The sequence below is a fragment of the Massilibacillus massiliensis genome, assembly GCF_900086705.1.
Lineage (GTDB): Bacteria > Bacillota > Negativicutes > FLKF01 > FLKF01 > Massilibacillus > Massilibacillus massiliensis.
On sequence record NZ_LT575483.1, the window covers coordinates 402314 to 424204 of the forward strand.

Consider the following 21891-nt stretch of genomic DNA (forward strand, 5'->3'; position numbering starts at 1 on the left):
ATTCCTCCTGCTTAACTCACAATTAATATCGTTAAAGCAACTACACTAAAAAATACTCCAGTTAACCAAAATACAGTGACAACCTTGGTTTCTGTCCAACCAGATAATTCAAAATGGTGATGAATTGGACTCATCAAAAAAACACGTTTTCCTGTAGTTTTAAAAGAAATTACCTGAATAATAACGGATAACGCTTCAACTACGAAAATTCCGCCGACAATAATAAGCAAGGCTTCTGTTTTTGTCATCACTGCAACTGCAGCTAACGCACCACCTAAAGCCAAAGAACCTGTATCTCCCATGAACACTTTTGCCGGATGTACATTAAATCGTAAAAAGCCTAAGGTTGCTCCAGCAACTGCCATACAAAAAATTGCCAGCTCTATTTTTGCAAAATACATACATATAACCGCATAAGTAACAGCTGCTACAGTGGTAGTTCCAGCAGCAAGTCCATCAAGTCCATCTGTTAAATTGACGGCATTTGTAGTGCCTACAAGTACAAAAAATATCAATACATAGTATAGTGCACCAAAGTCTATATTATGTCCGATAATCGGTATCCAAAGATCTGTTCCGCGGCCCATATAATTCGTTGCAATATAAGCTAATGCAACCGCCATCATAATTTGACCCAATAATTTTTGTTTTGCCTTTAACCCTAATGACCGCTTAAGCACAACTTTTATAAAATCATCTAAAAATCCAATGAAACCATGACCCAAAGTTAAAAATAAAGCCAACCATACTTCCATCGTATTTCCAGAAAAAACAATCGTAGGAATAACCAAAGCAAACAAAATAATAAGTCCGCCCATGGTTGGCGTTCCCGATTTTGCATAATGACTCTTTGGCCCTTCCTCACGAATACTTTGCCCAAATTTTAATTTTCGCAGCAACGGAATGATAAGCGGTCCACTCACCATCGTGATAATCACTGCCATAATTGCCGCATAAAATAATACTGCCATAGATATCCTCCTGCTTACATCAACTCAATCACTTTTTCCATCTGCATACCACGTGAACCTTTTACGAGTACCGTATCACCAGCTTGCAATAAATTTTTTAAAATTATTCCCGCCTCACGATGAGAATCACAGGCGAAAACATGATCAATGCCATTTTTACGTGCAGTGTCTGCAATATATTTTGCCATCTGACCAATTGTCACTACAACATCAATATTTCGCTGCGCTAGCTTAAGACCAATATCGGCATGCGCTTTTACTGCAATATCCCCCAATTCTAACATGTCTCCCAGAACAACTACAGCTCTTTTTTTCGCGACTTCTTTTAAGGTTTCAATCGCTGCGGTCATTGACATTGGACTAGCATTGTAGGCATCATTAATGACTGTATATTGCCCTACAGTATGGATCTCCAAACGCATTCCACTTGCCGTAAAATTACACAAGCCTTTTTGCATATCCTTCGCACTTAAACCAAGGTAGAACCCCGCTGCGATTGCAGCAAGTGCATTATAAACATTATGCTTTCCAACCATAGGTAAAGTAAACGAATATTTAGTTCCGTTAAAACTACAATCAAATATAGTTTTTTCATCAACGATTTGCACATTACTTGCCCTTATGTCAGCATCTTCGGAAAACCCAAAGTATATTACAGTCCCGTTTGCCTTGCTCTGCATAGAACGCACATAGGTATCATCCACATTTAAAATAGCTACACCTTTTCCCATAGCACCGACAAGTTCACTTTTAGCTTTCGCAATATTCTCCAAAGAACCTAATAGCTCCATGTGCGTCTCACCAACATTTGTTACTATCCCAATCGTCGGTGAAGCAATTTTAGCCAATACATCAATTTGCCCAAATCCACGCATTCCCATTTCTACGACCGCAACATCATGTACTTCTGTTAAATTCAATAAAGTAAGCGGTAAACCAATTTCATTATTGTAATTTGCTTTTGTTTTCAGCACATTAAATTTACTACCAAGCACTGCCGCTGTCAAATCTTTCGTCGTTGTTTTTCCATTAGACCCAGTAATCGCAATCACAGGAATAGAAAAAGAATCGCGGTATAATTTTGCCAATTGCTGATATGCAGTTAAAGTATCGTCTACTCTTATGACTGTAGCAGAAAATCTTTCAAGTTCCGCTACTGTATAATCTTGGCTTACGATGATACCATATGCTCCATTTTCAATTGCTTGTGCGACAAATGTATGTCCATCAAAACGCTCTCCTCTAAGTGCTATAAATAATGCGCCCTCTTCAATTAAACGAGTATCCGTTACGACTTTTGTAAAATTCTGTTTTATATTTTTTAATAAACAGCCTTTGGTTGCAAGTGTCACATTCTCCACCGTAAAATTGAGCATTTATTTTAGCCCCCTGATTGCCTCACGAGCAATTTCTTTATCATCAAAATGAATCGTTCTATCTTTTAAGATCTGATAATCTTCATGTCCTTTTCCTGCAATAATAACAATATCTCCCGCCTCTGCAATAGAGATCGCTTGATGAATCGCAGTCTTACGATCTGTAATCTTTTCATGCTGCTTATCACCCAATACCGCAAGAACACCTTCTTCCACTTGAGATAAAATAAATTCAGGATCTTCAGTTCTTGGATTATCTGAAGTTGCGATAACTACATCCGATAATTCCGTAGCAATACGCCCCATAATCGGACGTTTCGTTCTGTCTCGATCTCCACCACAGCCAAATACTGTAATAATACGATTTTCTGCAATTTCTCTTGCTGTTTTTAAAATATTTTCAAGCCCATCTGGTGTATGTGCATAATCGACGATTACACTGAAATTTTGTCCTTCATCTACTAACTCAAAACGTCCTGGAACGCTCGTAAATGCCTCCAATGTTTCTCTTATCACTTTTTCATCAATACCTTCGGCTAAAGCAGCGCCGATCGCACCCATAACATTGTAAACATTAAATACGCCAGTAATTTTTAAATTTAACGGCATACTCCCAAAATCACCTGTAACCGTAAAATTTGCCCCGCGTGCCAAAACACAAATATCTTGCGCAATAATATCGGATTTTTTCTTTACACCATATGTAAGTACATTACATTTTGTTTGATCAAGCATCGCTTGGCTTGCATCATCATCCAAATTCACAATCGCATTTTTATTAGATTTTGCATTATTTTCATCGACCAATGATGCAAATAATTTTGCCTTTGCTGCAATGTAATTTTCGAAAGTTTTATGATAATCCAAATGGTCTTGTGTTACATTGGTAAATACAGCAGCATCAAATTCACAGCCAGCAACCCTATTTTGTGCCAATGCGTGTGATGAAACCTCCATGACAACATAATCCATTCCACAGTCAGCCATTTCCGCTAATATACTTTGTAAATCAATAACATCCGGTGTAGTGTTGTGAATTGGCAGCACACGATCTTCAATCAAGATCTGAATCGTTCCAATCACACCAACTTTAAAACCGGCAGTTCTTAATATAGCACGAATTAAATAACTCGTTGTTGTTTTTCCGTTGGTACCAGTAATCCCGATCATCCGCATTTTTCTTGCTGGATAGTCATAAAAATATGGCACAATAGCCTGTATGCTAGCTTTAACATCTTGCACTCGGATCACAGTAATATCATCGGGTACAACTACATCTTTTTCTACTAACACGGCTACAGCACCATTTTTTACTGCTTGCTCAATATAATTATGCCCATCGACAGTCGCACCGGTAATACAGACAAATAACATATTCGCATTCACTTTACGAGAGTCATGTGCAATCATTTCGATTTTCTTATCTTTTTCACCATATACCTGACATCCCGGCAATAAATCTATCATTTGTTTTAAATTTTTTTCCATTTCAACTTACCCCCTACTATATAGTATTATTACCAATCCTATTAACAATATATTATAAACTGTAAAAGCATATTTTTACAGCCTACTTCTTACAATTTTTCATTTTGATTCAATTTTCAAATAGCGAAATACATCTTGCATTGCATTTTTGAAAACAGGAGCCGCAATTTGTCCGCCATAATAAATCCCTTCAGGTTCATCAATTGCAACCATAAAAACAATTTTTGGCTTATCTGCCGGAGCAAACCCAATAAATGAAGCAATATATTTTCCTGGCATATATCCACCCTGACCTACTTTTTGTGCAGTTCCTGTTTTACCACCAGTACGATATCCCTCTACGAACGCATTCTTCCCCGTGCCATTTTCTACAACACTTTCTAAAATTTCTTTTACCTGTGTTGAAACTTGAGGAGAAAGTACTTGACCTAGCTCTTCTTTTTCAAAACTTTGTACCATAGAACCATCTTTATTTTTGATTTCTCTCACAATTTGCGGTTTCAAATGCATACCTCCATTGGTAATTGCACAAACAGCATTAATCAACTGAATAGGTGTCACTGCAACACTTTGGCCCATCGCCATCGTTGCGATATTAATTGGAGTAACCTTACTTTCTTTTATTAATATGCCCTTCGCTTCTCCAGGTAAATCAATGCCTGTAGTTTTACCTAAACCAAATGCATTTAAATATTTATAAAAGTTTTCAGCCCCTAATCTTAATCCAACTGTCACAAATCCGGTATTACAAGAATTTTCAACAACTTCTTTAAAAGTTTGACTGCCATGGCCACCATGCTTCCAGCAATGAATCGTTCTACCCTGAACCTCAATTGCACCAGAGTCAAAAAATCTTTCATTTACATTTACAATTTCTTCACCAAGTGCAGCTGCTGTAGTTAATATTTTAAAGGTTGACCCAGGCTCAAATGCATTTGAAATTGCAGCATTCCGCCAATTTTTCGGTGCATATTCAGCAAATTTATTGGGATTGTAATCAGGACGATTCGCAAGTGCCAAGACTTCTCCTGTATAGGGATCCATTGCGATAATCGTAGCCGCTTTTGCCTTTGTATCCTGCATGACCTTATCTAATTCCCGTTCCACAATTTGCTGAATTACAATATCTATCGTCAAATACACATCATTGCCGACTTGCGGTGCAATATATCGATGCATAGCATACGGGATTTCTCTTCCTTTTGCATCATACTCGATGACAATGCTTCCCCTATTTCCACGCAGGTATTGATCAAAAGTAAGTTCTACCCCATCTAGCCCTTGACTATCCAGCCCAGTAAAACCTAATACATGCGCCGCTATATTATCATTTGGATAATACCTTTCCCCCTCTTCCGTTAATCCAATCCCTTCTAAATCTGCTTTTTTTACATTTTCAGCCTGCTCTTCTGTAATTTTACGCGCAATCCAAGTAAAAGCTTGTCGTTTTTTTAATTTATTTGCTAATTTATTTTGATCTAAATTCAAAATAGCAGCCAGATTGGCTGCTGTCTTTTCCACATCATGTATTTCGGCTGGTATCGCATAAACCGATTCAATGCTGATACTCACTGCCAACTTTTGTCCATTTCGATCATAAATATCCCCTCGCCTCGCTTCAATAGGAATATTTCTAACGCGCTGATCTATTGCACTTTCATTTAACCAATGACTCTGATAAAGCTGAAGATATCCCAGACGACAACTTAATGCTCCCATAATTACCATAACAAAGATAAGAACCACTGCTAATCTTTTTCGAATCGTAACATGTGATGCTGACGCCAATCATATCTCCCCCAATTATAATTGTTAATTGCCGCTTTGAGAAGCAAAGTATACTTCTTCAGGCACAATCATCCCCAAGTTTGACATCGCCATATTTTTAATACGTTGTGGCGATTTTAATTTTGCATTTTCAAGCTTTAAACGTTCATTTTCACTTTCTAGTTGTGTAGCTTGAGATTTTACTTGAACTAAAGCATACCCTTTACTTACAATCATCTCGCTTCTAATCGTAGTAAACATAGCTAGAGCGGCAAAAACAGCAATTAAGATAAAACATCTTTTACGCAGTTTTCTATCAACTTGCGGTATGCTTATGGCAGCTTGATCTTGCGTTGGTTGTTCTTCATATATTTCAAACTCATCAAACTCAAGTTTTCTTTTTGCTAACATATATATTTCCTCCTATCTAAATTTAGAACACAATCCAACCTTTATAACTTTTCCGCTACTCTTAGCTTCGCACTGCGAGCACGCGGATTTTCATCTAACTCACTCACTGAAGCCACCATAGGCTTACCAATCACTCTGATTTCTGCTTTATGATTACATATACATACCGGTAGTCTCGGAGGGCAAATACACCCTTTTGCTAAGGTTTGCAATGTTTGCTTTGCGATTCGATCCTCTAACGAGTGAAAAGTTATAATGCAAATTCTCCCACCAACATTCAAATGTGCAACGGCAGTTTTGAATGCATCTTCCAGTATACCAAGTTCATTATTTACCTCTATTCGAATTGCTTGAAAAGTTCTTTTGGCAGGATGTCCACCTTCTTTTCTTGCCCCTGCAGGTACAGCCTTCTTGATAATATCGACCAACTCACCAGTAGTATGAATTGCGCCATTCACCCTAGTTTCAATCATAAATTTGGCAATTCGTTTAGCCCAACGTTCTTCACCATACTTATAAATGATATTCGTAAGCTCCTCTTCACTATAAGTATTTACCACATCAAACGCAGATAACCCAGCTTGCGTGTCCATTCTCATATCTAATGGAGCATCTTGCATATAAGAAAAGCCTCGCTTTGCTACATCAAGCTGATGCGAAGAAACCCCTAAATCAAATAAAACACCATCAACCTTTTCAACGCCTAGATCCCCTAAAACCCGATGCAGTGCATTAAAATTTTGATTTACAATATCTACTCTACATCTTGCCCCAGCAAGCCTTTCTTTTCCGACAGTAATCGCCGCCGGATCTTGATCAATTCCGATAAATCGCCCTTTCGGACTCAATCGATCAATCACACGCCTTGCATGTCCACTGCCGCCTAAAGTACAATCCACATAAACACCATCTATATTCGTCACTAGTGCATTGATGGTTTCTTCCATTAAAACACTGATATGATGAAAGTCCAAAAGTAACATTCCCCTCAATTCAATCAATTACTACATCATAGTATTGCAAAATATCAAATAAAATTTACATAAATAGCAATACTTTTATTATTTTATTTCTTATCAAAAAATCCTCTTTTTTTCTGGATTTTTTTTTATTTTTTTATAGAATAAGTCATTATACCTAGATATCTATTAACTTTTAATCCATCCTAGCCGCTCTAATAAAGGTATGTATTGAATTCTTTGACAAAAACTTTTAAAAGTTTGTTCCGTATGAAAAATAGGCACGCGCTCTAAAGCGTAAATATTGCTAGCTTTATCAACATTACCATATTTTATGGTGAATGCAGCTTTATATCCAGCTTCCTTAACAAATTGTGCAATTTTTAAATTGTAAGTACCCGTCGGATACGCAAAATAGCTAACCTTTTTACCAAGTTGATATTCCAACGCCTGTGCTGATCCTATCAACTCTTTTCTTATTTCTTCTTCTTTTATCTCAGTTAAAGATTTATGCTGCATCGTATGTGAACCGATGGAAAATCCAGAATCTGATAATTCACGTACCTGATCCCATGTCATAAATCTCGGATCAGAACTAATAAAATCAGTTACAACAAATATCGTTGCTGTAAAACCATATTTTTTCAAAATCGGATATGCATTTGTATAATTATCTAAATAGCCGTCATCAAAAGTAATGATCAATGGTTTATCTGGTAGAGAAGTTCCATTTTCTAAATTATCGATCAATTGATCCGGGGTAATCGTAGAATACCCTTCTTCTTTTAAATAAGCCATTTGCTCATCAAAATCTTTTGGATTTACCGATAAAGAAATATTCATATTATCTACTTTATGATAATTTAAAACAACCACTTTTGTATCATTTTTACATGGTTCCATGTATTTTGCATCCATTGATTTTGGCGCTGAAAGCACGATTGGCAAAACAACTAACATACCAATCAGCAGAATATATTTGTAAGAATACTTCATTTTGAACTGCTCCTTCTTATACACTTTATACCCTAAAAATATTTTTTATCATGAAATTATATGGCACAAATTTTCTTAACAAATACAATCCACTACAAAATATAAATCCGCCTAAACTAAAAACTTGCCCTAAATGTAATTGCATTCCAGTCTGTATCGACAAATAAAAAAAACCAAATAAAAATCTACCCAAACAAACTAAACTCATCCCAATTAAAAATATATTTCCCGCTAAAATGCTATGATTTTTGATTTGAATCCAGGTAAGTATGCTAATAATTAGAAACGTAACAAATTGCCATATCGATTGATATAAGGCAACTGGAGTAAAATATTCATACTGTTCAAAACCTGCCGGTCTAAAAGCATATTCAATATATTCTACAATTTTTCCGTCATCCGGCATACCAACCACAGTTTGAAGAACAAAATTTCCTAGCTGTACAATTGCAAGTCCTAATACAAAGGCTGGCACTAAACGATCTAGCCAACTCCATAAAGACACATTCACAATTTTTGTATAAAAATATAATACGCAAAGAAAACCTAAAAAAGCTCCATAAATTGAAAATCCACCACGGGTTAAAGAAAAAACTTCAACGAACTTCCCAGCATATAAGTGCCAATGCAAAACAACATAAAAAATACGCGAAAAAATAAGACCGACTGGTAATCCCCATAGCAATAAATCAAGAACTGGCTCAAATCTTTCATGACGAAAAAACAACACCAATCGTGTGATAGCCATTCCTGCTAAAATTGCCATACTGAGCATAAAACCATACCAATAAAAATTTAAATTTCCTATTGAAAACGCAATAATCCCCATAATTTCACAAACTCTCCTATAAAAATAATCACACGCCTATCATTTTACCTCCATATGCAGAAAAATGCCAGTATATTTTAGAATAACTATTATATCTCTGTAAAAAATATGTTATAATGACTTTTGATAAAAATTCAAATCATCATAAGGAGATGCTATCATGACTATAACAAAAGAAATGGGTATCCTTGAAGTAGTTCAAAAATATCCGCAAACTGTTGAAGTATTTCAAAATGCTGGTATGGGCTGCCTAGGTTGCGCTGCCGCTCGTTTTGAAAATATCGAGCAAGGTGCTGGAGCACATGGTATTGATATAGATAAGCTCATTGAAAACTTAAATAAAGTAGTGGAATAAGAAGAATAATTTTTTTCATAAAAGGGAGCATACCATTTTTGGTATGCTCCCTTCTGTTTTCTATGATAAATCTGCAAGAATTTTCTTTACAGCATCTAAACAATTGGATCTTGTATAATTTAATGTATCGCCTGAACGTCTAACCTTCAATTCAATTGTATCTTCGTTCACAGCTTTTGGACCGACTGTAATACGTAGTGGATAGCCAATTAAATCTGCATCCTTAAATTTAACACCAGCACGTTCTTTCCGATCATCAAGAATTGTCTCGATCCCCATCCTTTGGAGATTTGCATATAATTCTTCCGCAATTATCATCTGCTCTTCATCTTTTGCATTTATAGGCACAACAGCAACCATATACGGCGCTATTGCTACTGGCCAAATAATACCGTGTTCATCAAAATTTTGTTCGATCGCTGCTGCCATCGTTCGACTTACACCAACGCCATAGCATCCCATTACCATTGGTTTTTCACGACCATTTTCATCAAGAAAAGTGGCTTTTAACGCTTCGCTATATTTCGTTCCCAATTTAAACACTTGTCCTGCTTCAATGCCACGAGCAGTTTCTAAAGGTGCGCCACAATGCGGACATGGGTCCCCCTTCTCAATTAAACGAAGATCCGTTACGATAACATCTTTAAAATCACGTTTGGGATTTAAATTTTTATAATGTTTGTCCTCAATGTTCGCACCGCCGATTGCATTGCACATTTCCATCACTGTATGATCTACAACAATTTTTGCACCTTGAATGCCAACAGGGCTCATAAATCCAGGAACCCCACCGACTTCGCGAATTGCTTGATCAGTCGCCATAGTAAGTGCAATTGCGCCCACCGCGTTTTGCAATTTTATATCATTGACTTCGTGATCCCCTCTAACAAAAGCTAAGACAACTTCTTCTTTTTCATTTTGAAACGCTACTGCTTTAATTGTTTTCTTTATATCCACATTCAAAAATGTAGCAAGAGATTCAATCGTTTTCGTATCCGGTGTATCTATAATCTCTAACGGTAATGCAAGCTCCGCCTCTGACATTAGAGGCTTTAATTCAGCTTTCTCAACATTAGCTGCATAATCACAAGCATTACAATATACAATTCCAGCTTCACCAGACTCAGCAATTACCATAAACTCATGCGTATTGCTGCCCCCGATTGCACCACCATCAGCCTCTACTGCACGAAAATTCAAACCACATCTCGAAAAAATCTTCGTATAGGCATTGTACATTTTTTGATAGCTTATATCCAGCCCAGCTTCATCCTTATCAAAAGAATATAAATCCTTCATAATAAATTCACGTCCACGCATTAACCCAAAACGAGGACGAATCTCATCCCGATACTTATTCTGAATCTGATACAACATAAGTGGTAACTGACGATAAGAGCGAACATCACTACGTACTAAACTGGTGATCATCTCTTCATGCGTTGGCCCAAGACAAAAACTACGCGCGTGCCGATCCTTTAAACGGAACATTTCATCTCCATAAACATCCCAACGACCAGTTTCGTGCCACAATTCAGCGGGTTGCATAATTGGCATTGCAAGTTCTTGCCCACCTGCGGCATCCATTTCTTCACGAACAATCGTCTCAATTTTTTTCAAGACACGCCAAGCAAGTGGTAAATATGTATAAACGCCCCCGGCAGCCTTTCTGATTAAGCCTGCTCTTAGCATTAATTGATGACTTACGACTTCTGCATCAGCCGGTGTCTCACGCAAGGTTGGTGCATATAATTGTGTTGTACGCATTAAAACTTAGTCCTCCTCTAAAATTTTATCAATCTCTAAAAATAATTCGTCTACTAACTCTTCTTCTGGAACTTTTCGAATGATCTGACCTTTTCTAAAAAGTAATCCTTCGCCCTTCCCGCCGGCAATACCAACATCAGCTTCTCTCGCTTCTCCGGGGCCATTGACCACACATCCCATGACAGCAACACGAATCGGTTTCTTAACCTGATTTAACTTGTTTTCAACCTTAATCGCAATTTCTGCTAAATTGATATTACAACGTCCACAGGTTGGACAAGAAATCATCGTCGGTCCATATTCTTTCAGTCCTAATGATTTTAAAATTTGATTTGCAACCTGGACTTCAACGACAGGATCACCAGTTAATGAAATCCGAAACGTATCACCAATTCCCTGCGATAATAAAGCCCCAATTCCTACAGCCGATTTAATCATACCAGAATTGATCGTGCCTGCTTCTGTAATTCCTAAATGTAATGGATAATCAACCGTCTCAGACATTAACTGATAAGCAGCGATTGTAAGTGGAACATCATGTGCTTTTAATGAAATTTTCGTATCATAAAAATTAAGACGTTCCAAAATTTTTATATGCTGCAAAGCGCTCTCAACCATCGCTTCCGGCGTCGCTTTACCATATTTATTTAATAAAACTTTATCTAATGATCCGGCATTTACACCAATACGAATCGGAATATGGCGTTTTTTCGCTTCTTTAACTACCAATTCCACCCGATCTGCGTCTCCTATATTTCCAGGATTCAATCTAAGCGCATCCACGCCGCTTTCCATTGCAGCAAGTGCCAATCGATAATCAAAATGAATATCCGCAATTAGCGGAACACGAACTCCATTTTTTATCACTTTTAATGCCTGTGCAGCTTCCATATCCGGAACAGCTAAACGAACAAGATCACATCCAGCCTCCGTTAATGCATCGATTTGTGCAATTGAAGCTGAAATATCGTTTGTCTTTGTATTCGTCATAGATTGTACTGCAATTGGAGCGCCTCCACCAATTTGAATATCACCTATTTTTATTGCTCGTGTGTTTTTACGTACCATAAAAATTCCTCACAATCAAAACAATCCTTTGTATAATGAAAATTTAGTTCACTTAATTTAAATCTATAGCGATTTAAATAAAAATCATCCAAATAAATTCAATCTTATAATATCCTTAAAAGTTGCAAAAATCATCAGTCCCATAAGTAAAACAAACCCGATCATTTGTGCATATTGTACACTTTTAGCACCAAGAGGCTTCCCTCGAAGTGCTTCTAAAATCAAAGTAACAAAATGTCCGCCATCTAAAGCAGGAACAGGTAACAAGTTAATAATCCCTAAATTGATGCTTAAAAAAGCAGCAAATTGCAATAACGGCACAAATCCCATTTGGGCAACTTCACCTGCCATTTGGGCAACACCAATAGGACCAGCTAAATCAGCAGCAGCTCTGCCCGTAAACATTTGACTTAAACCTTCTACCATTTTCATAATGATAAAACCAGTATTTTTAAAAGCTAACCCAACTGATTCTAAGATTCCGGGATGATATGTATCAACAGAAGATACTACCCCAATTAAAGCACGTTTTGAGGTTTCATCATATTCAGGAATCATGCTTGCTGTATGTTCTTCTCCATTACGTTCAAAATGGACTTTTAATACTTTGCCACCACTTACTTGAACCGTTTCAACAAATTCACGCCAAGAAGCAATTTGTTTTCCATCAATTTCTATGATTTTATCTCCAGCCATAAGTCCAGCTTGTGCTGCTGATTTATGTGAAATCACTTCACCTAAGATGGGTTCATTAGATGGCGTCGTTATTCCAGAACTCATAAAAATAATACAAAAAATCAATACGGGCAAAACAAAATTCATAAAAGAACCTGCCAGGATAACAAGCATCCTAGCCCATATTGGCTTCGCATTATAAGAACGTTCATCTTGCTCTTCATCAGGATCCATTCCTGCAATTTTATTAAATCCACCAAGTGGAATAATTCTAAGCGAATATAAAGTTTCCCCATGTTTAAAACTTATAAGTTTAGGACCAAAACCAATAGCAAATTCATCAACGCGCATCCCCACCATTTTAGCTGTAATAAAATGCCCGAATTCATGAAATAAAACGAGTAAACCAAATACAAAGATAGTTGCAATTAGTGTAGTAGACAAACCTTCGCCTCCTGTCCAGCAAATTTTTATTACTTAGTATGTTCTGAAAGATCTTTTGCATACGCTCTAACCCACGCATCTGTATCATACAAATTTTTTAAATTTGGCTCTAATATCACTTTATGATATTCCATCGCATCATGAATAATATCATAAATCTGTAAAAAGGATATCTTACCACTTAAAAAAGCATTTACAGCAATCTCATTTGCTCCATTAAAAACACAAGGCATAGTTCCACCTATTTGCCCTGCCTTATAAGCGAGTTTCAACGCAACGAAAGTATCCATATCGGGCTCTTCAAATGTCAAATCCTTGAGCGTTTTAAAATCAATTTTAGGGAAATCAGCCTTTACACGATTTGGATAGGTTAGAGCATATTGAATTGGTACACGCATATCTGGCATCCCCAATTGCGCAATCACAGCTCCATCATTAAATTCTATCATGGAATGAATGATGCTCTGTGGATGAACAATCGTCTCTATTTGTTCATACGTTAAACCATATAACCATTTTGCTTCAATAACTTCCAAGCCTTTATTCGCCAAAGTTGCAGAATCAATTGTAATTTTCTTTCCCATTGCCCAATTTGGATGTTTCAAACATTCTGCCACTGTAACTTTAGCTAATTCAGCCCTTGTTCTACCCCTAAAAGGACCACCAGATGCTGTAATAATAATTTTATTTAAATTATGTTTATTTTCTCCCTGCAAGCACTGAAATATTGCACTATGTTCACTATCCACCGGCAAAATAGAGATTCCTTTTTCCTTAGCCAAGTTCATAACAATTTCCCCAGCAACGACTAAAGTTTCTTTATTGGCTAAAGCAATATTTTTTTTTGCATGAATTGCTGCTATCGTCGGTTCAAGACCAGCAAACCCTACCATTGAGGTAACTACAGTATCGACATTTTCAAGCGTTGCTGCCTGTAATAAGCCTTCTTTACCCGATAAAATTTTTGTGCAACCTATGTATCGATCTTTTAATCGTTTTGCGGCAGATGGATTCACCAATACTGCGTATTCCGGTTTAAATTTTTCAATTTGTTCTTCTAGTAATCGATCATTTGTATTCGCTGCTACAGCAATTATTCTAAACATATCTGGATTCTTTGCTACGACGTCTAAAGTCTGTGTACCAATAGATCCCGTAGAACCCAATACTGCAATATTTTTCATTCTATTTTCCTCACAATTCAATTAGTACAACTTAAACAGATGAATATAGTAATAAACAAACGGCACCGTAAACATGATGCTATCAAAGCGATCTAAAGCACCGCCATGCCCAGGTAGAAGCTGTCCAGAATCTTTAATTCCAGTCAAACGTTTAATTGAAGACTCTACTAAATCGCCAATTGTTGCAACAACCGCAATACATATTCCTAAAATACTCATATGTAATATCGAAAAGTGGAACAAGTGTGCAAGCCCTATAAGTAAAAGGATTGTACCTATAATACCACCTATGAACCCTTCAACAGTTTTCCCTGGACTAATCGTCGGACATAATTTATGCTTCCCAATTCTTGATCCAACAAAAAATGCAAAGGTATCACTTGCCCATGTCCCGACAAAAGCAACCCAGAGCAGCGCTCCTCCTGCAGAAATAGAACCAATCGCGGTCTCAATCATCACAGCATCATCAGTAAATCTCAATAATATTAAATGCGCAAACGACAATGCAATATAAAATATTCCGCTCACGGTCATCGCGGCATGATTGAGCGTAAAATTCGTATAATCTAATACCACTTTTCCCAAAATCATTAAAAACGAAATCGTGAGAACCGCCACAAATTCTTGGCTGTTGCCAATCCAAGCACAACTTAATAGAAAAACAATCGTAAGCATGCCAAAGCTATACCACAACTTTATTCCAATATTTTTAAAAGCTTTAAAAAATTCATGCCAGCCAATCATTGCAAATAAAATCACAGATAAACCAAATACAGCTCCACCGTAATTTACAACATATATCGTAGCTATAATTCCAATAATACCTGTTATGATTCTTTTAATTAACATTCTTCACCTTTTATGATGGGCTCTTTGCTTTTACCCCACCAAACCTTCTATCTCTTTTTTGATAATCACGGATTGCCTCATACAAATGGCAAGGCTTAAAGTCCGGCCAATTGATATTCGTATACCAAAATTCAGCATATGCAGCTTGCCAAAGTAAAAAATTACTAATCCTATAGTCTCCACCCGGTCGAATCACTAAATCCAAAGGGGGAACTCCAACTGTATCCAGAGAATCTTCTATCATTTTCTCATCAATAGCATCTATCGATACTCTATTTTCTGTTACTTTTTGAGCAATTATCTTAACAGCACGCGTAATCTCATCTCTACTACCATAATTTACGGCTAAATTTAATATCAATCCAGTATTATCAACGGTACGCGTCTGAGCATTTTCAAATTTAATTTTTAACTGATCGGATAACTCTTCAATCCGACCGATAAATCTTATTTTAATATTTTCAGCATCTAATTCATCAATTTCACGATCAATATATTCTGAAAATAGGTTCATTAAAAAAGTAACTTCTTCATCCGGCCTTTTCCAATTTTCTGTAGAAAAAGCATAAGCAGTCAAAGCCTTTATGCCGATATTTGACGCCGATCTAACAATCTCTTTTAAGCTTTCTACTCCAACGCGATGACCAAAGGTACGCAACAAACCTTGCTTCTGTGCCCATCTTCCATTTCCATCCATAATGATAGCAATATGTCTTGGTAATTTCGATAAATCTATATCAGCATAAACTTCCGCAGATTTATTCTCCGCTTCTTTCCTACCAATCCACTTTTTCCACATAATTTACCTCCAACATATGAACTTAAGAAACGAAACCCCCTCTAGCTTAAGAGGGGGTTTTTATCATGGAGCTAAAATAGCACCAACTGGACAAACCGCCGCACAAGCACCACACTCAACGCATTCTTCAGAAGAAATTTCATATTTGGAATCTCCTTCTGAAATAGCACCTACTGGGCAAGTTCCAGCGCAAGAACCACAAGAAATACAATCATCATTAATTTTATAAGCCATTTGTAAATTACACCCCCTTTCCCATCGTTGCTGCGACGATCAAATTTAAAGAACCATCGTTTCCCTGCTGCTGTTTTACAACATACACCATCGTTTCATCAAGAGGAAAGTAATCACGTGTAGGATATGTATATTGGATCGTATACTTCCAACCTTCATTATCTAACTTTCTAATGACATCCTGCAATTGAAACCCTACCGTATCCAATTTTCACACTTCCATTATTTCTTTTTCTTTACCAGCCATTACAACATCTATTTCTTTAATATATTTATCTATTAACTTTTGCATATCCTCTTGTGCTTTTTTATTTTCATCCTCAGTAATCAATTTATCTTTTTCAAGTTTTTTTATTGCATCATTTGCATCACGACGGATATTTCTTAATGCAACTTTAGCATCCTCAGCTTTTTTATGGATAACTTTAGCAAGTTCATTTCGTCTTTCCTTGGTTAGTTGCGGAATCGATAGTCGAATCATTGTTCCGTCATTGTTTGGATTTAAACCTAAGTCAGATTTCATAATAGCTTTTTCAAGTGCCGCTAACATTGTCTTTTCCCAAGGTTGTATCGTAATCATCCTCGGTTCTGGAACACTCACATTCGCAACTTGATTTACAGGCGTTGGAGTTCCATAATAATCAACCATTACTTTATCTAATAATGCAGGGGTCGCACGACCAGCACGTAGAGACGAATACTCTCTTTTTAATGATTCCACGGATTTTTTCATTCGATCTTCATGAGAATTAAATACTTCCTTAATCACTATGCTTTCCCTCCAACCGTAGTACCAATATTTTGCCCTAATGCTACTTTTAAAATATTCGTGTGCTCATCCATATTAAATACAACAATAGGAATTTTATTATCCATACATAAGCTAGTTGCCGTTGAATCCATAACTGCCAGTCCACGTTGAAGAACCTCAATATATTCTAACGTTTCAAATTTCTTTGCGTCAGGGTTATAACGCGGATCTGCGTCATAAACACCATCCGTATTTTTCTTTGCCATTAAAATTACATCCGCTTCAATCTCAGCGGCACGAAGTGCAGCCGTTGTATCGGTTGAAAAATAAGGATTACCTGTTCCAGCCGCAAAAATAACAACTCTACCTTTTTCAAGATGACGAATTGCTTTACGTCTAATGTAAGATTCCGCCATCTGTCTCATTTCAATTGCACTCTGCACCCTTGTATCCACATCAATCTTTTCTAATGCATCTTGAAGAGCCAATGAATTCATAACAGTGGCAAGCATTCCCATATAATCAGCTGTTGCGCGATCCATACCTTTCGAGCTTCCCGCAAGCCCACGCCATATATTTCCACCACCAACAACGACAGCAACATCGATATGATGGTTACGAATTCCTTTTATTTGCTGTGCAATTGATTCCACAACTACTGGGTCAATACCAAACCCTTTATCACCAGCGAGAGCCTCACCACTTAGTTTTAGAATTACACGTTTATATTTAGCTGTTTCCAAATACAAAACCCCCAGTATTTATTCATTCGACAAATCTTATAAATTTCCTTCGACTTTTAAAAAAGAGAACACAACGTGTTCTCTCTTATTATTTTACTGCAGCCATTACTTCAGCAGCAAAATCATCTACTTTTTTCTCAATACCTTCACCAAGTTGATATCTTGTAAATCTTCTAATCGAAATATTTTCACCAATCTTAGCAATTTTACTGTTAATAATCTGTGCAATTGTCTGATCTGGATCTTTGATAAACGGCTGCTCCATTAAGCAAATTTCCTTATAATATTTTTCAATACGACCAACAATCATCTTTTCAACAATGTTTTCAGGTTTTCCTTCATTTAAAGCCTGTGCACGTAATACTTCACGCTCATGATCAAGTACCGTTGGATCTACTTCTTCACGACGGACAAATAAAGGGTTAGTAGCTGCGATTTGCATAGCAACATCTCGAGCCAACTCTTTAAAATCATCCGTTTTTGCAACAAAATCAGTTTCACAGTTGATTTCAACCATAACACCAATTCTTCCCCCACCATGAATATAAGCTTCAACAACACCTTCAGCAGCAACACGTCCAGCTTTTTTTGCAGCAGCAGCCAGTCCTTTTTCACGTAGGAAATCAACTGCTTTTTCTATATTACCATCCGTTTCATTTAGTGCCTTTTTACAATCCATCATACCAGCGCCAGTTATTTCACGCAATTCTTTAACCATTGCAGCAGTTACAGTTGCCATATAAATCCCCCTATACTTAATCAAATTAAAGGTAAGGGAAGATTTCCCTTACCCTAATCGTTCACATATTTTATTCAGCTTCTTCTTCTTCAGTAACGTCACCTTGACGTCCTTCAATAACAGCATCCGCCATTCTTGCTGTAAGAAGTTTTACAGCACGTATTGCATCATCATTTCCTGGAATAACATAATCTATTTCGTCTGGATCACAGTTTGTATCAACAATACCGACAATTGGAATACCTAGTTTTTTCGCTTCAGCTACTGCAATTCTTTCTTTACGAGGATCCACAATAAACAAAGCTCCTGGAAGTTTCGTCATTGTTTTAATACCGCCTAAGAATTTTTGCAATCTTTCCATTTCATGACGCAATGAAAGAACTTCTTTTTTTGTCAAAACTTCAAACGTACCATTTTCTTCCATCGTTTCTAATTCTTTCAAACGATTAATACGTTTTTGAATCGTCTGGAAGTTTGTAAGCATTCCGCCTAACCATCTTTCATTCACATAGTACATGTCCGCTTTAATTGCTTCGTCTTTCACAGCCTCTTGTGCTTGTTTTTTTGTACCAACGAAAAGAATAGACTCACCTTGCGCCGCAACGTCACGAAGAAAATTATATGCTTCGTCCACTTTTTTTACTGTTTTTTGCAAATCAATAATATAGATTCCGTTACGTTCTGTGAAGATATAAGGAGCCATTTTAGGGTTCCATCTTCTTGTTTGATGTCCGAAATGAACACCTGCTTCTAATAGTTGTTTCATAGAAATTATAGCCATGTGGTGCACCTCCTGTTTTTTTCCTCCGCATTCATCATCTTTTGTTTTCACCAAGATGGCACAGTACAAAATTAGAATGCGTGCGTTTTTTTACACCGTCAAATAGTATACCATATTATAATTATGATAACAAGAATATTTTTCTATTATTTTATATTTAACTTAATTTTTTATTTTTATACATTTGCTTAATTAACTTAATTGCCCCTTTTCCAACACCAGTCTTTTTTGATATCTCATCCAAAGAAAAACCTTCTCCAAGCATATGAAATACTTCTGTGTTAATCGCTGATTCTTTCAGCATGATTTTAGGTTTATCTATGCACGAAGTTGTTGGTTCTTCCATTACTGGCTCCATCAATTTAACAGTATTTTCGGACAACTCTTTTTGTACAACTTCTTTTTTCTGCCCTTCAAGTTTTTCTATTTTTTTCATATATTGATCCAATTGGACAATTTTTTGATTTGCCTCTTCAATCAAGAACTCCAATTGATTTACATGTTCTTCCATACGTTTTATAATAACATCTGCAGCCTCTTCTAAATGAATCTGCAGCCGTGTCGTAGAATAATCTAAACCATCATTTACATTATTCTTTTTTATTTGTCGTCTAATGATCACAACCACCATAACGACCAATATGAAAAAAAAACCTACCATAGCCGTAATCATAAAACACCTCATATAGAAAAAACATTACATTCTTATATCAACATTTCTGCCGCGAATCGTATCAGTTACAGAATTTTCTTCCGTCTCTTCTTCCTTACGCTTTGCATTTCTTTTTTCTGCTTCTTTTTTCTCTCTTTCTTTCTTTTGCTGATCCTTTATCTTTTGACCTTCTGATTTTTCTGAAGTTTGTACTTGTGTTAATTTAGCATCAGATTGTTGTTCAAATTTTACAGCACCCTGTTCATGTTGCACTACGCTCTGTTGATCTCTCACATGCTGTATTTTTGCAACCTCTGTAGATTTTGGAATAATTACTTGCATATCTAATGGGCTAATATTCATCCATTCCACCACCTAAAAGTAATTATATACAGACAATATTCAACTAATATTCGCCAATCTTCACTTCGCCATCTTCCTCAAAAAAAGTACAATGCTGTGTTTTGGATTTTATTTGTTTAACAATAGATCGAACAATAATCTTGACACCAGAATATGTAATATCAGAAACTTTAATTTTACCCGTTTTTAAATTTTCAAATTCATTTTCAATTTGCTTAATTTTATCTTTTAATGCTTTCACCTGTCCAGCAAGTGGAAATTGCGACTTCGTCAAACGAAGTAATAATTCCTTTTTCGCTAAAGGGAGTTCATTAGGATTGATTGCCTTTAAAACATTCAAAGCTTTTTTCGCTTGATCTAATTCTCCTTCAGCCTTTTTCAATGCTTTTTTTGCCTCATCATATTGATTCAGGAGCATTGGATTAATCCCAACTTCCAATTTAGTGCTCGTATCCATTTGATTACCTGCAACTTTTACGAGAATTTCTTCTCCCGCAATCGCACTTCCACCCGCAATCATACCTCGTTTCCCCTGCACTACAATTTTCTTTCCTGCACTAATATTAGAATGCAATACCGCTTCGCTAATAATAATATCTCTACCGGCAGTAATATTCGCATTTTCTGCAAAACTTGCTTTTACATCTTCTTTCGCTGCCACAATACCACGTTGCATTCCCTGAATTCCAGCTTTTACAGTAATATTTTTTCCTTCCACAGTTCCCCCACTAATATTACCATAAATCTCTACATCACCTTCTGCTTTAACACTAAAACCTAATTGAACGCTGCCACGAATTACAACACTACCATTGAAATTAATATTTCCTGTAGACAAGTCTACATCACCTTTAATTTCGATTGTCGGTACAACGGTCATCTTATTTCCTGTTATTGTGAATTGCCCGTCAATTAAAGAAATAATCTTATGTTCTTCAATAATTTTAGTATTTTTACCTGTCGGTATCATGACTGGTTTTCCTGGCTTTGCAGCAACAGTATCACCAAAAATATTCATTCCTGGTTCACCTTGTGTATGTGGAATACGCTCTGCCAATACTTGCCCTTTATTTACAATCGTAAATAAATTTAAATTTTTGAAATCAACTCTGCCATGCTCCAGCTCTGCTGGGCGCCCTTTTGCATCAGTATCAATATACTTTATTAATTTTGCATCAATTCCATTTTTAGGTTTCGTCCCTCTGACAATCACAGCTTCAAAACTACCTGTCCCATTTACACCTTTTACTAATTTTTTTATAGCTTCTTCATCCACTCCAAAAACAATACCTTTTTCATTTAGCTTATCCATCACCATATTAAAAGTAGGTATATTCGAGTTTCTATCCATTGCAATACTTGCAGTCGCTTCCATTTTGTCTTTGCTCACATAAATATTAATTTCAGGATCAATATTTTCCACAAGCTCTTCATCAATCAAAGGATTACATATTTTAACTTCAACTCCATCCTTATTACGAATTGCCTTCGTAATAAGCTCAATATCATAATCCACACTTCCATGTTCATTTAATATTTTTGTAATATCTGTTAATTCGAAATCATTGCTCATTTCATCTTGTGGAAAAACAGTAAAGAAAACTCCATCTTCTTTAAATTTTATACTATATCCTTTTTCTTCACTACCCGTTTCGGAACATTCAAACTTCGTATTTTTGTCATCCATGCA

At 36.4% G+C, this 21891-nt stretch carries 24 protein-coding genes; 1 reads left to right on the forward strand and 23 read right to left on the reverse strand.

Going from position 1 to position 21891, the window contains the following annotated elements; translation table 11 throughout:
* Positions 1-11: 11 nt before the first annotated feature.
* The 8 genes from mraY to BN6559_RS02205 all read right to left on the reverse strand — a co-directional run bounded on the left by mraY (position 12) and on the right by BN6559_RS02205 (position 8797).
* Positions 12-971, reverse strand: a complete 960-nt coding sequence (gene mraY / locus BN6559_RS02170) for a phospho-N-acetylmuramoyl-pentapeptide-transferase (protein WP_110953223.1) — start codon at positions 969-971, stop codon at positions 12-14.
* Between the two features lie 14 nt (positions 972-985).
* Complete coding sequence (locus BN6559_RS02175) at positions 986-2347, reverse strand: UDP-N-acetylmuramoyl-tripeptide--D-alanyl-D-alanine ligase (protein ID WP_110953224.1); 1362 nt, start codon at positions 2345-2347, stop codon at positions 986-988.
* On the reverse strand, positions 2348-3835 hold the full coding sequence (locus BN6559_RS02180) for a UDP-N-acetylmuramoyl-L-alanyl-D-glutamate--2,6-diaminopimelate ligase (protein ID WP_110953225.1): 1488 nt from the start codon (positions 3833-3835) through the stop codon (positions 2348-2350).
* Between the two features lie 99 nt (positions 3836-3934).
* Positions 3935-5623 (reverse strand): peptidoglycan D,D-transpeptidase FtsI family protein, encoded by a 1689-nt coding sequence (locus BN6559_RS02185; RefSeq protein WP_110953226.1) that lies wholly within the window; start codon positions 5621-5623, stop codon positions 3935-3937.
* 24 nt (positions 5624-5647) lie between these two features.
* Positions 5648-6013, reverse strand: a complete 366-nt coding sequence (locus tag BN6559_RS02190) for a cell division protein FtsL (protein WP_110953227.1) — start codon at positions 6011-6013, stop codon at positions 5648-5650.
* Positions 6014-6054: 41 nt separating this feature from the next.
* Positions 6055-6987 carry a 16S rRNA (cytosine(1402)-N(4))-methyltransferase RsmH gene (gene rsmH / locus BN6559_RS02195; RefSeq protein WP_110953228.1) on the reverse strand — a complete coding sequence of 311 codons (933 nt, stop codon included), beginning with the start codon at positions 6985-6987 and terminating at the stop codon, positions 6055-6057.
* A gap of 174 nt (positions 6988-7161) precedes the next feature.
* Positions 7162-7968, reverse strand: coding sequence for a polysaccharide deacetylase family protein (locus BN6559_RS02200; protein ID WP_110953229.1), 807 nt, complete (start codon positions 7966-7968; stop codon positions 7162-7164).
* A gap of 25 nt (positions 7969-7993) precedes the next feature.
* A complete protein-coding gene (locus tag BN6559_RS02205; protein WP_110953230.1) occupies positions 7994-8797 on the reverse strand; it encodes a prolipoprotein diacylglyceryl transferase in 804 nt (267 codons plus the stop codon).
* Between the two features lie 160 nt (positions 8798-8957).
* Here BN6559_RS02205 and BN6559_RS02210 point away from each other — a divergent pair, with 160 nt between their 5' ends.
* The gene (locus BN6559_RS02210; protein WP_199883687.1) at positions 8958-9152 is read left to right on the forward strand and encodes a DUF1858 domain-containing protein; all 195 of its coding nucleotides are present in this window, start codon (positions 8958-8960) and stop codon (positions 9150-9152) included.
* A gap of 60 nt (positions 9153-9212) precedes the next feature.
* Here the strand turns inward: BN6559_RS02210 and BN6559_RS02215 are convergent, their stop codons facing one another.
* The 15 genes from BN6559_RS02215 to BN6559_RS02285 all read right to left on the reverse strand — a co-directional run bounded on the left by BN6559_RS02215 (position 9213) and on the right by BN6559_RS02285 (position 21888).
* The gene (locus tag BN6559_RS02215) at positions 9213-10919 is read right to left on the reverse strand and encodes a proline--tRNA ligase (RefSeq protein WP_110953232.1); all 1707 of its coding nucleotides are present in this window, start codon (positions 10917-10919) and stop codon (positions 9213-9215) included.
* 6 nt (positions 10920-10925) lie between these two features.
* Positions 10926-11987 carry a flavodoxin-dependent (E)-4-hydroxy-3-methylbut-2-enyl-diphosphate synthase gene (gene ispG / locus BN6559_RS02220; RefSeq protein ID WP_110953233.1) on the reverse strand — a complete coding sequence of 354 codons (1062 nt, stop codon included), beginning with the start codon at positions 11985-11987 and terminating at the stop codon, positions 10926-10928.
* 84 nt (positions 11988-12071) lie between these two features.
* Complete coding sequence (gene rseP, locus BN6559_RS02225) at positions 12072-13106, reverse strand: RIP metalloprotease RseP (protein ID WP_110953234.1); 1035 nt, start codon at positions 13104-13106, stop codon at positions 12072-12074.
* Positions 13107-13135: 29 nt separating this feature from the next.
* Positions 13136-14290 carry a 1-deoxy-D-xylulose-5-phosphate reductoisomerase gene (locus tag BN6559_RS02230; RefSeq protein WP_110953235.1) on the reverse strand — a complete coding sequence of 385 codons (1155 nt, stop codon included), beginning with the start codon at positions 14288-14290 and terminating at the stop codon, positions 13136-13138.
* Positions 14291-14311: 21 nt separating this feature from the next.
* Entirely contained in the window at positions 14312-15139 is an 828-nt protein-coding gene (locus BN6559_RS02235) for a phosphatidate cytidylyltransferase (RefSeq protein ID WP_110953236.1), read from the reverse strand.
* Positions 15140-15149: 10 nt separating this feature from the next.
* Positions 15150-15938: an isoprenyl transferase gene (locus tag BN6559_RS02240; protein WP_110953237.1), complete on the reverse strand. Its 789-nt coding sequence runs from the start codon at positions 15936-15938 to the stop codon at positions 15150-15152.
* A gap of 63 nt (positions 15939-16001) precedes the next feature.
* Positions 16002-16172, reverse strand: coding sequence for a DUF362 domain-containing protein (locus BN6559_RS02245; protein ID WP_110953238.1), 171 nt, complete (start codon positions 16170-16172; stop codon positions 16002-16004).
* A 7-nt stretch (positions 16173-16179) separates the two neighbouring features.
* Positions 16180-16380 (reverse strand): hypothetical protein, encoded by a 201-nt coding sequence (locus tag BN6559_RS02250; protein ID WP_110953239.1) that lies wholly within the window; start codon positions 16378-16380, stop codon positions 16180-16182.
* A gap of 3 nt (positions 16381-16383) precedes the next feature.
* Positions 16384-16941, reverse strand: a complete 558-nt coding sequence (gene frr / locus BN6559_RS02255) for a ribosome recycling factor (protein ID WP_110953240.1) — start codon at positions 16939-16941, stop codon at positions 16384-16386.
* A complete protein-coding gene (pyrH, locus tag BN6559_RS02260; RefSeq protein ID WP_110953241.1) occupies positions 16941-17666 on the reverse strand; it encodes a UMP kinase in 726 nt (241 codons plus the stop codon). Before pyrH ends, frr begins: the two co-directional genes overlap by 1 nt.
* Positions 17667-17754: 88 nt before the next feature.
* Positions 17755-18405, reverse strand: a complete 651-nt coding sequence (gene tsf, locus BN6559_RS02265; RefSeq protein WP_110953242.1) for a translation elongation factor Ts — start codon at positions 18403-18405, stop codon at positions 17755-17757.
* Positions 18406-18475: 70 nt separating this feature from the next.
* Positions 18476-19186, reverse strand: coding sequence for a 30S ribosomal protein S2 (gene rpsB / locus BN6559_RS02270; RefSeq protein WP_110953243.1), 711 nt, complete (start codon positions 19184-19186; stop codon positions 18476-18478).
* A gap of 157 nt (positions 19187-19343) precedes the next feature.
* Entirely contained in the window at positions 19344-19859 is a 516-nt protein-coding gene (locus BN6559_RS02275; protein WP_110953244.1) for a DUF6115 domain-containing protein, read from the reverse strand.
* Positions 19860-19883: 24 nt separating this feature from the next.
* A complete protein-coding gene (locus tag BN6559_RS02280; RefSeq protein ID WP_110953245.1) occupies positions 19884-20201 on the reverse strand; it encodes a hypothetical protein in 318 nt (105 codons plus the stop codon).
* A 43-nt stretch (positions 20202-20244) separates the two neighbouring features.
* Positions 20245-21888 (reverse strand): DUF342 domain-containing protein, encoded by a 1644-nt coding sequence (locus BN6559_RS02285; RefSeq protein ID WP_199883688.1) that lies wholly within the window; start codon positions 21886-21888, stop codon positions 20245-20247.
* Between the last annotated feature and the right edge of the window lie 3 nt (positions 21889-21891).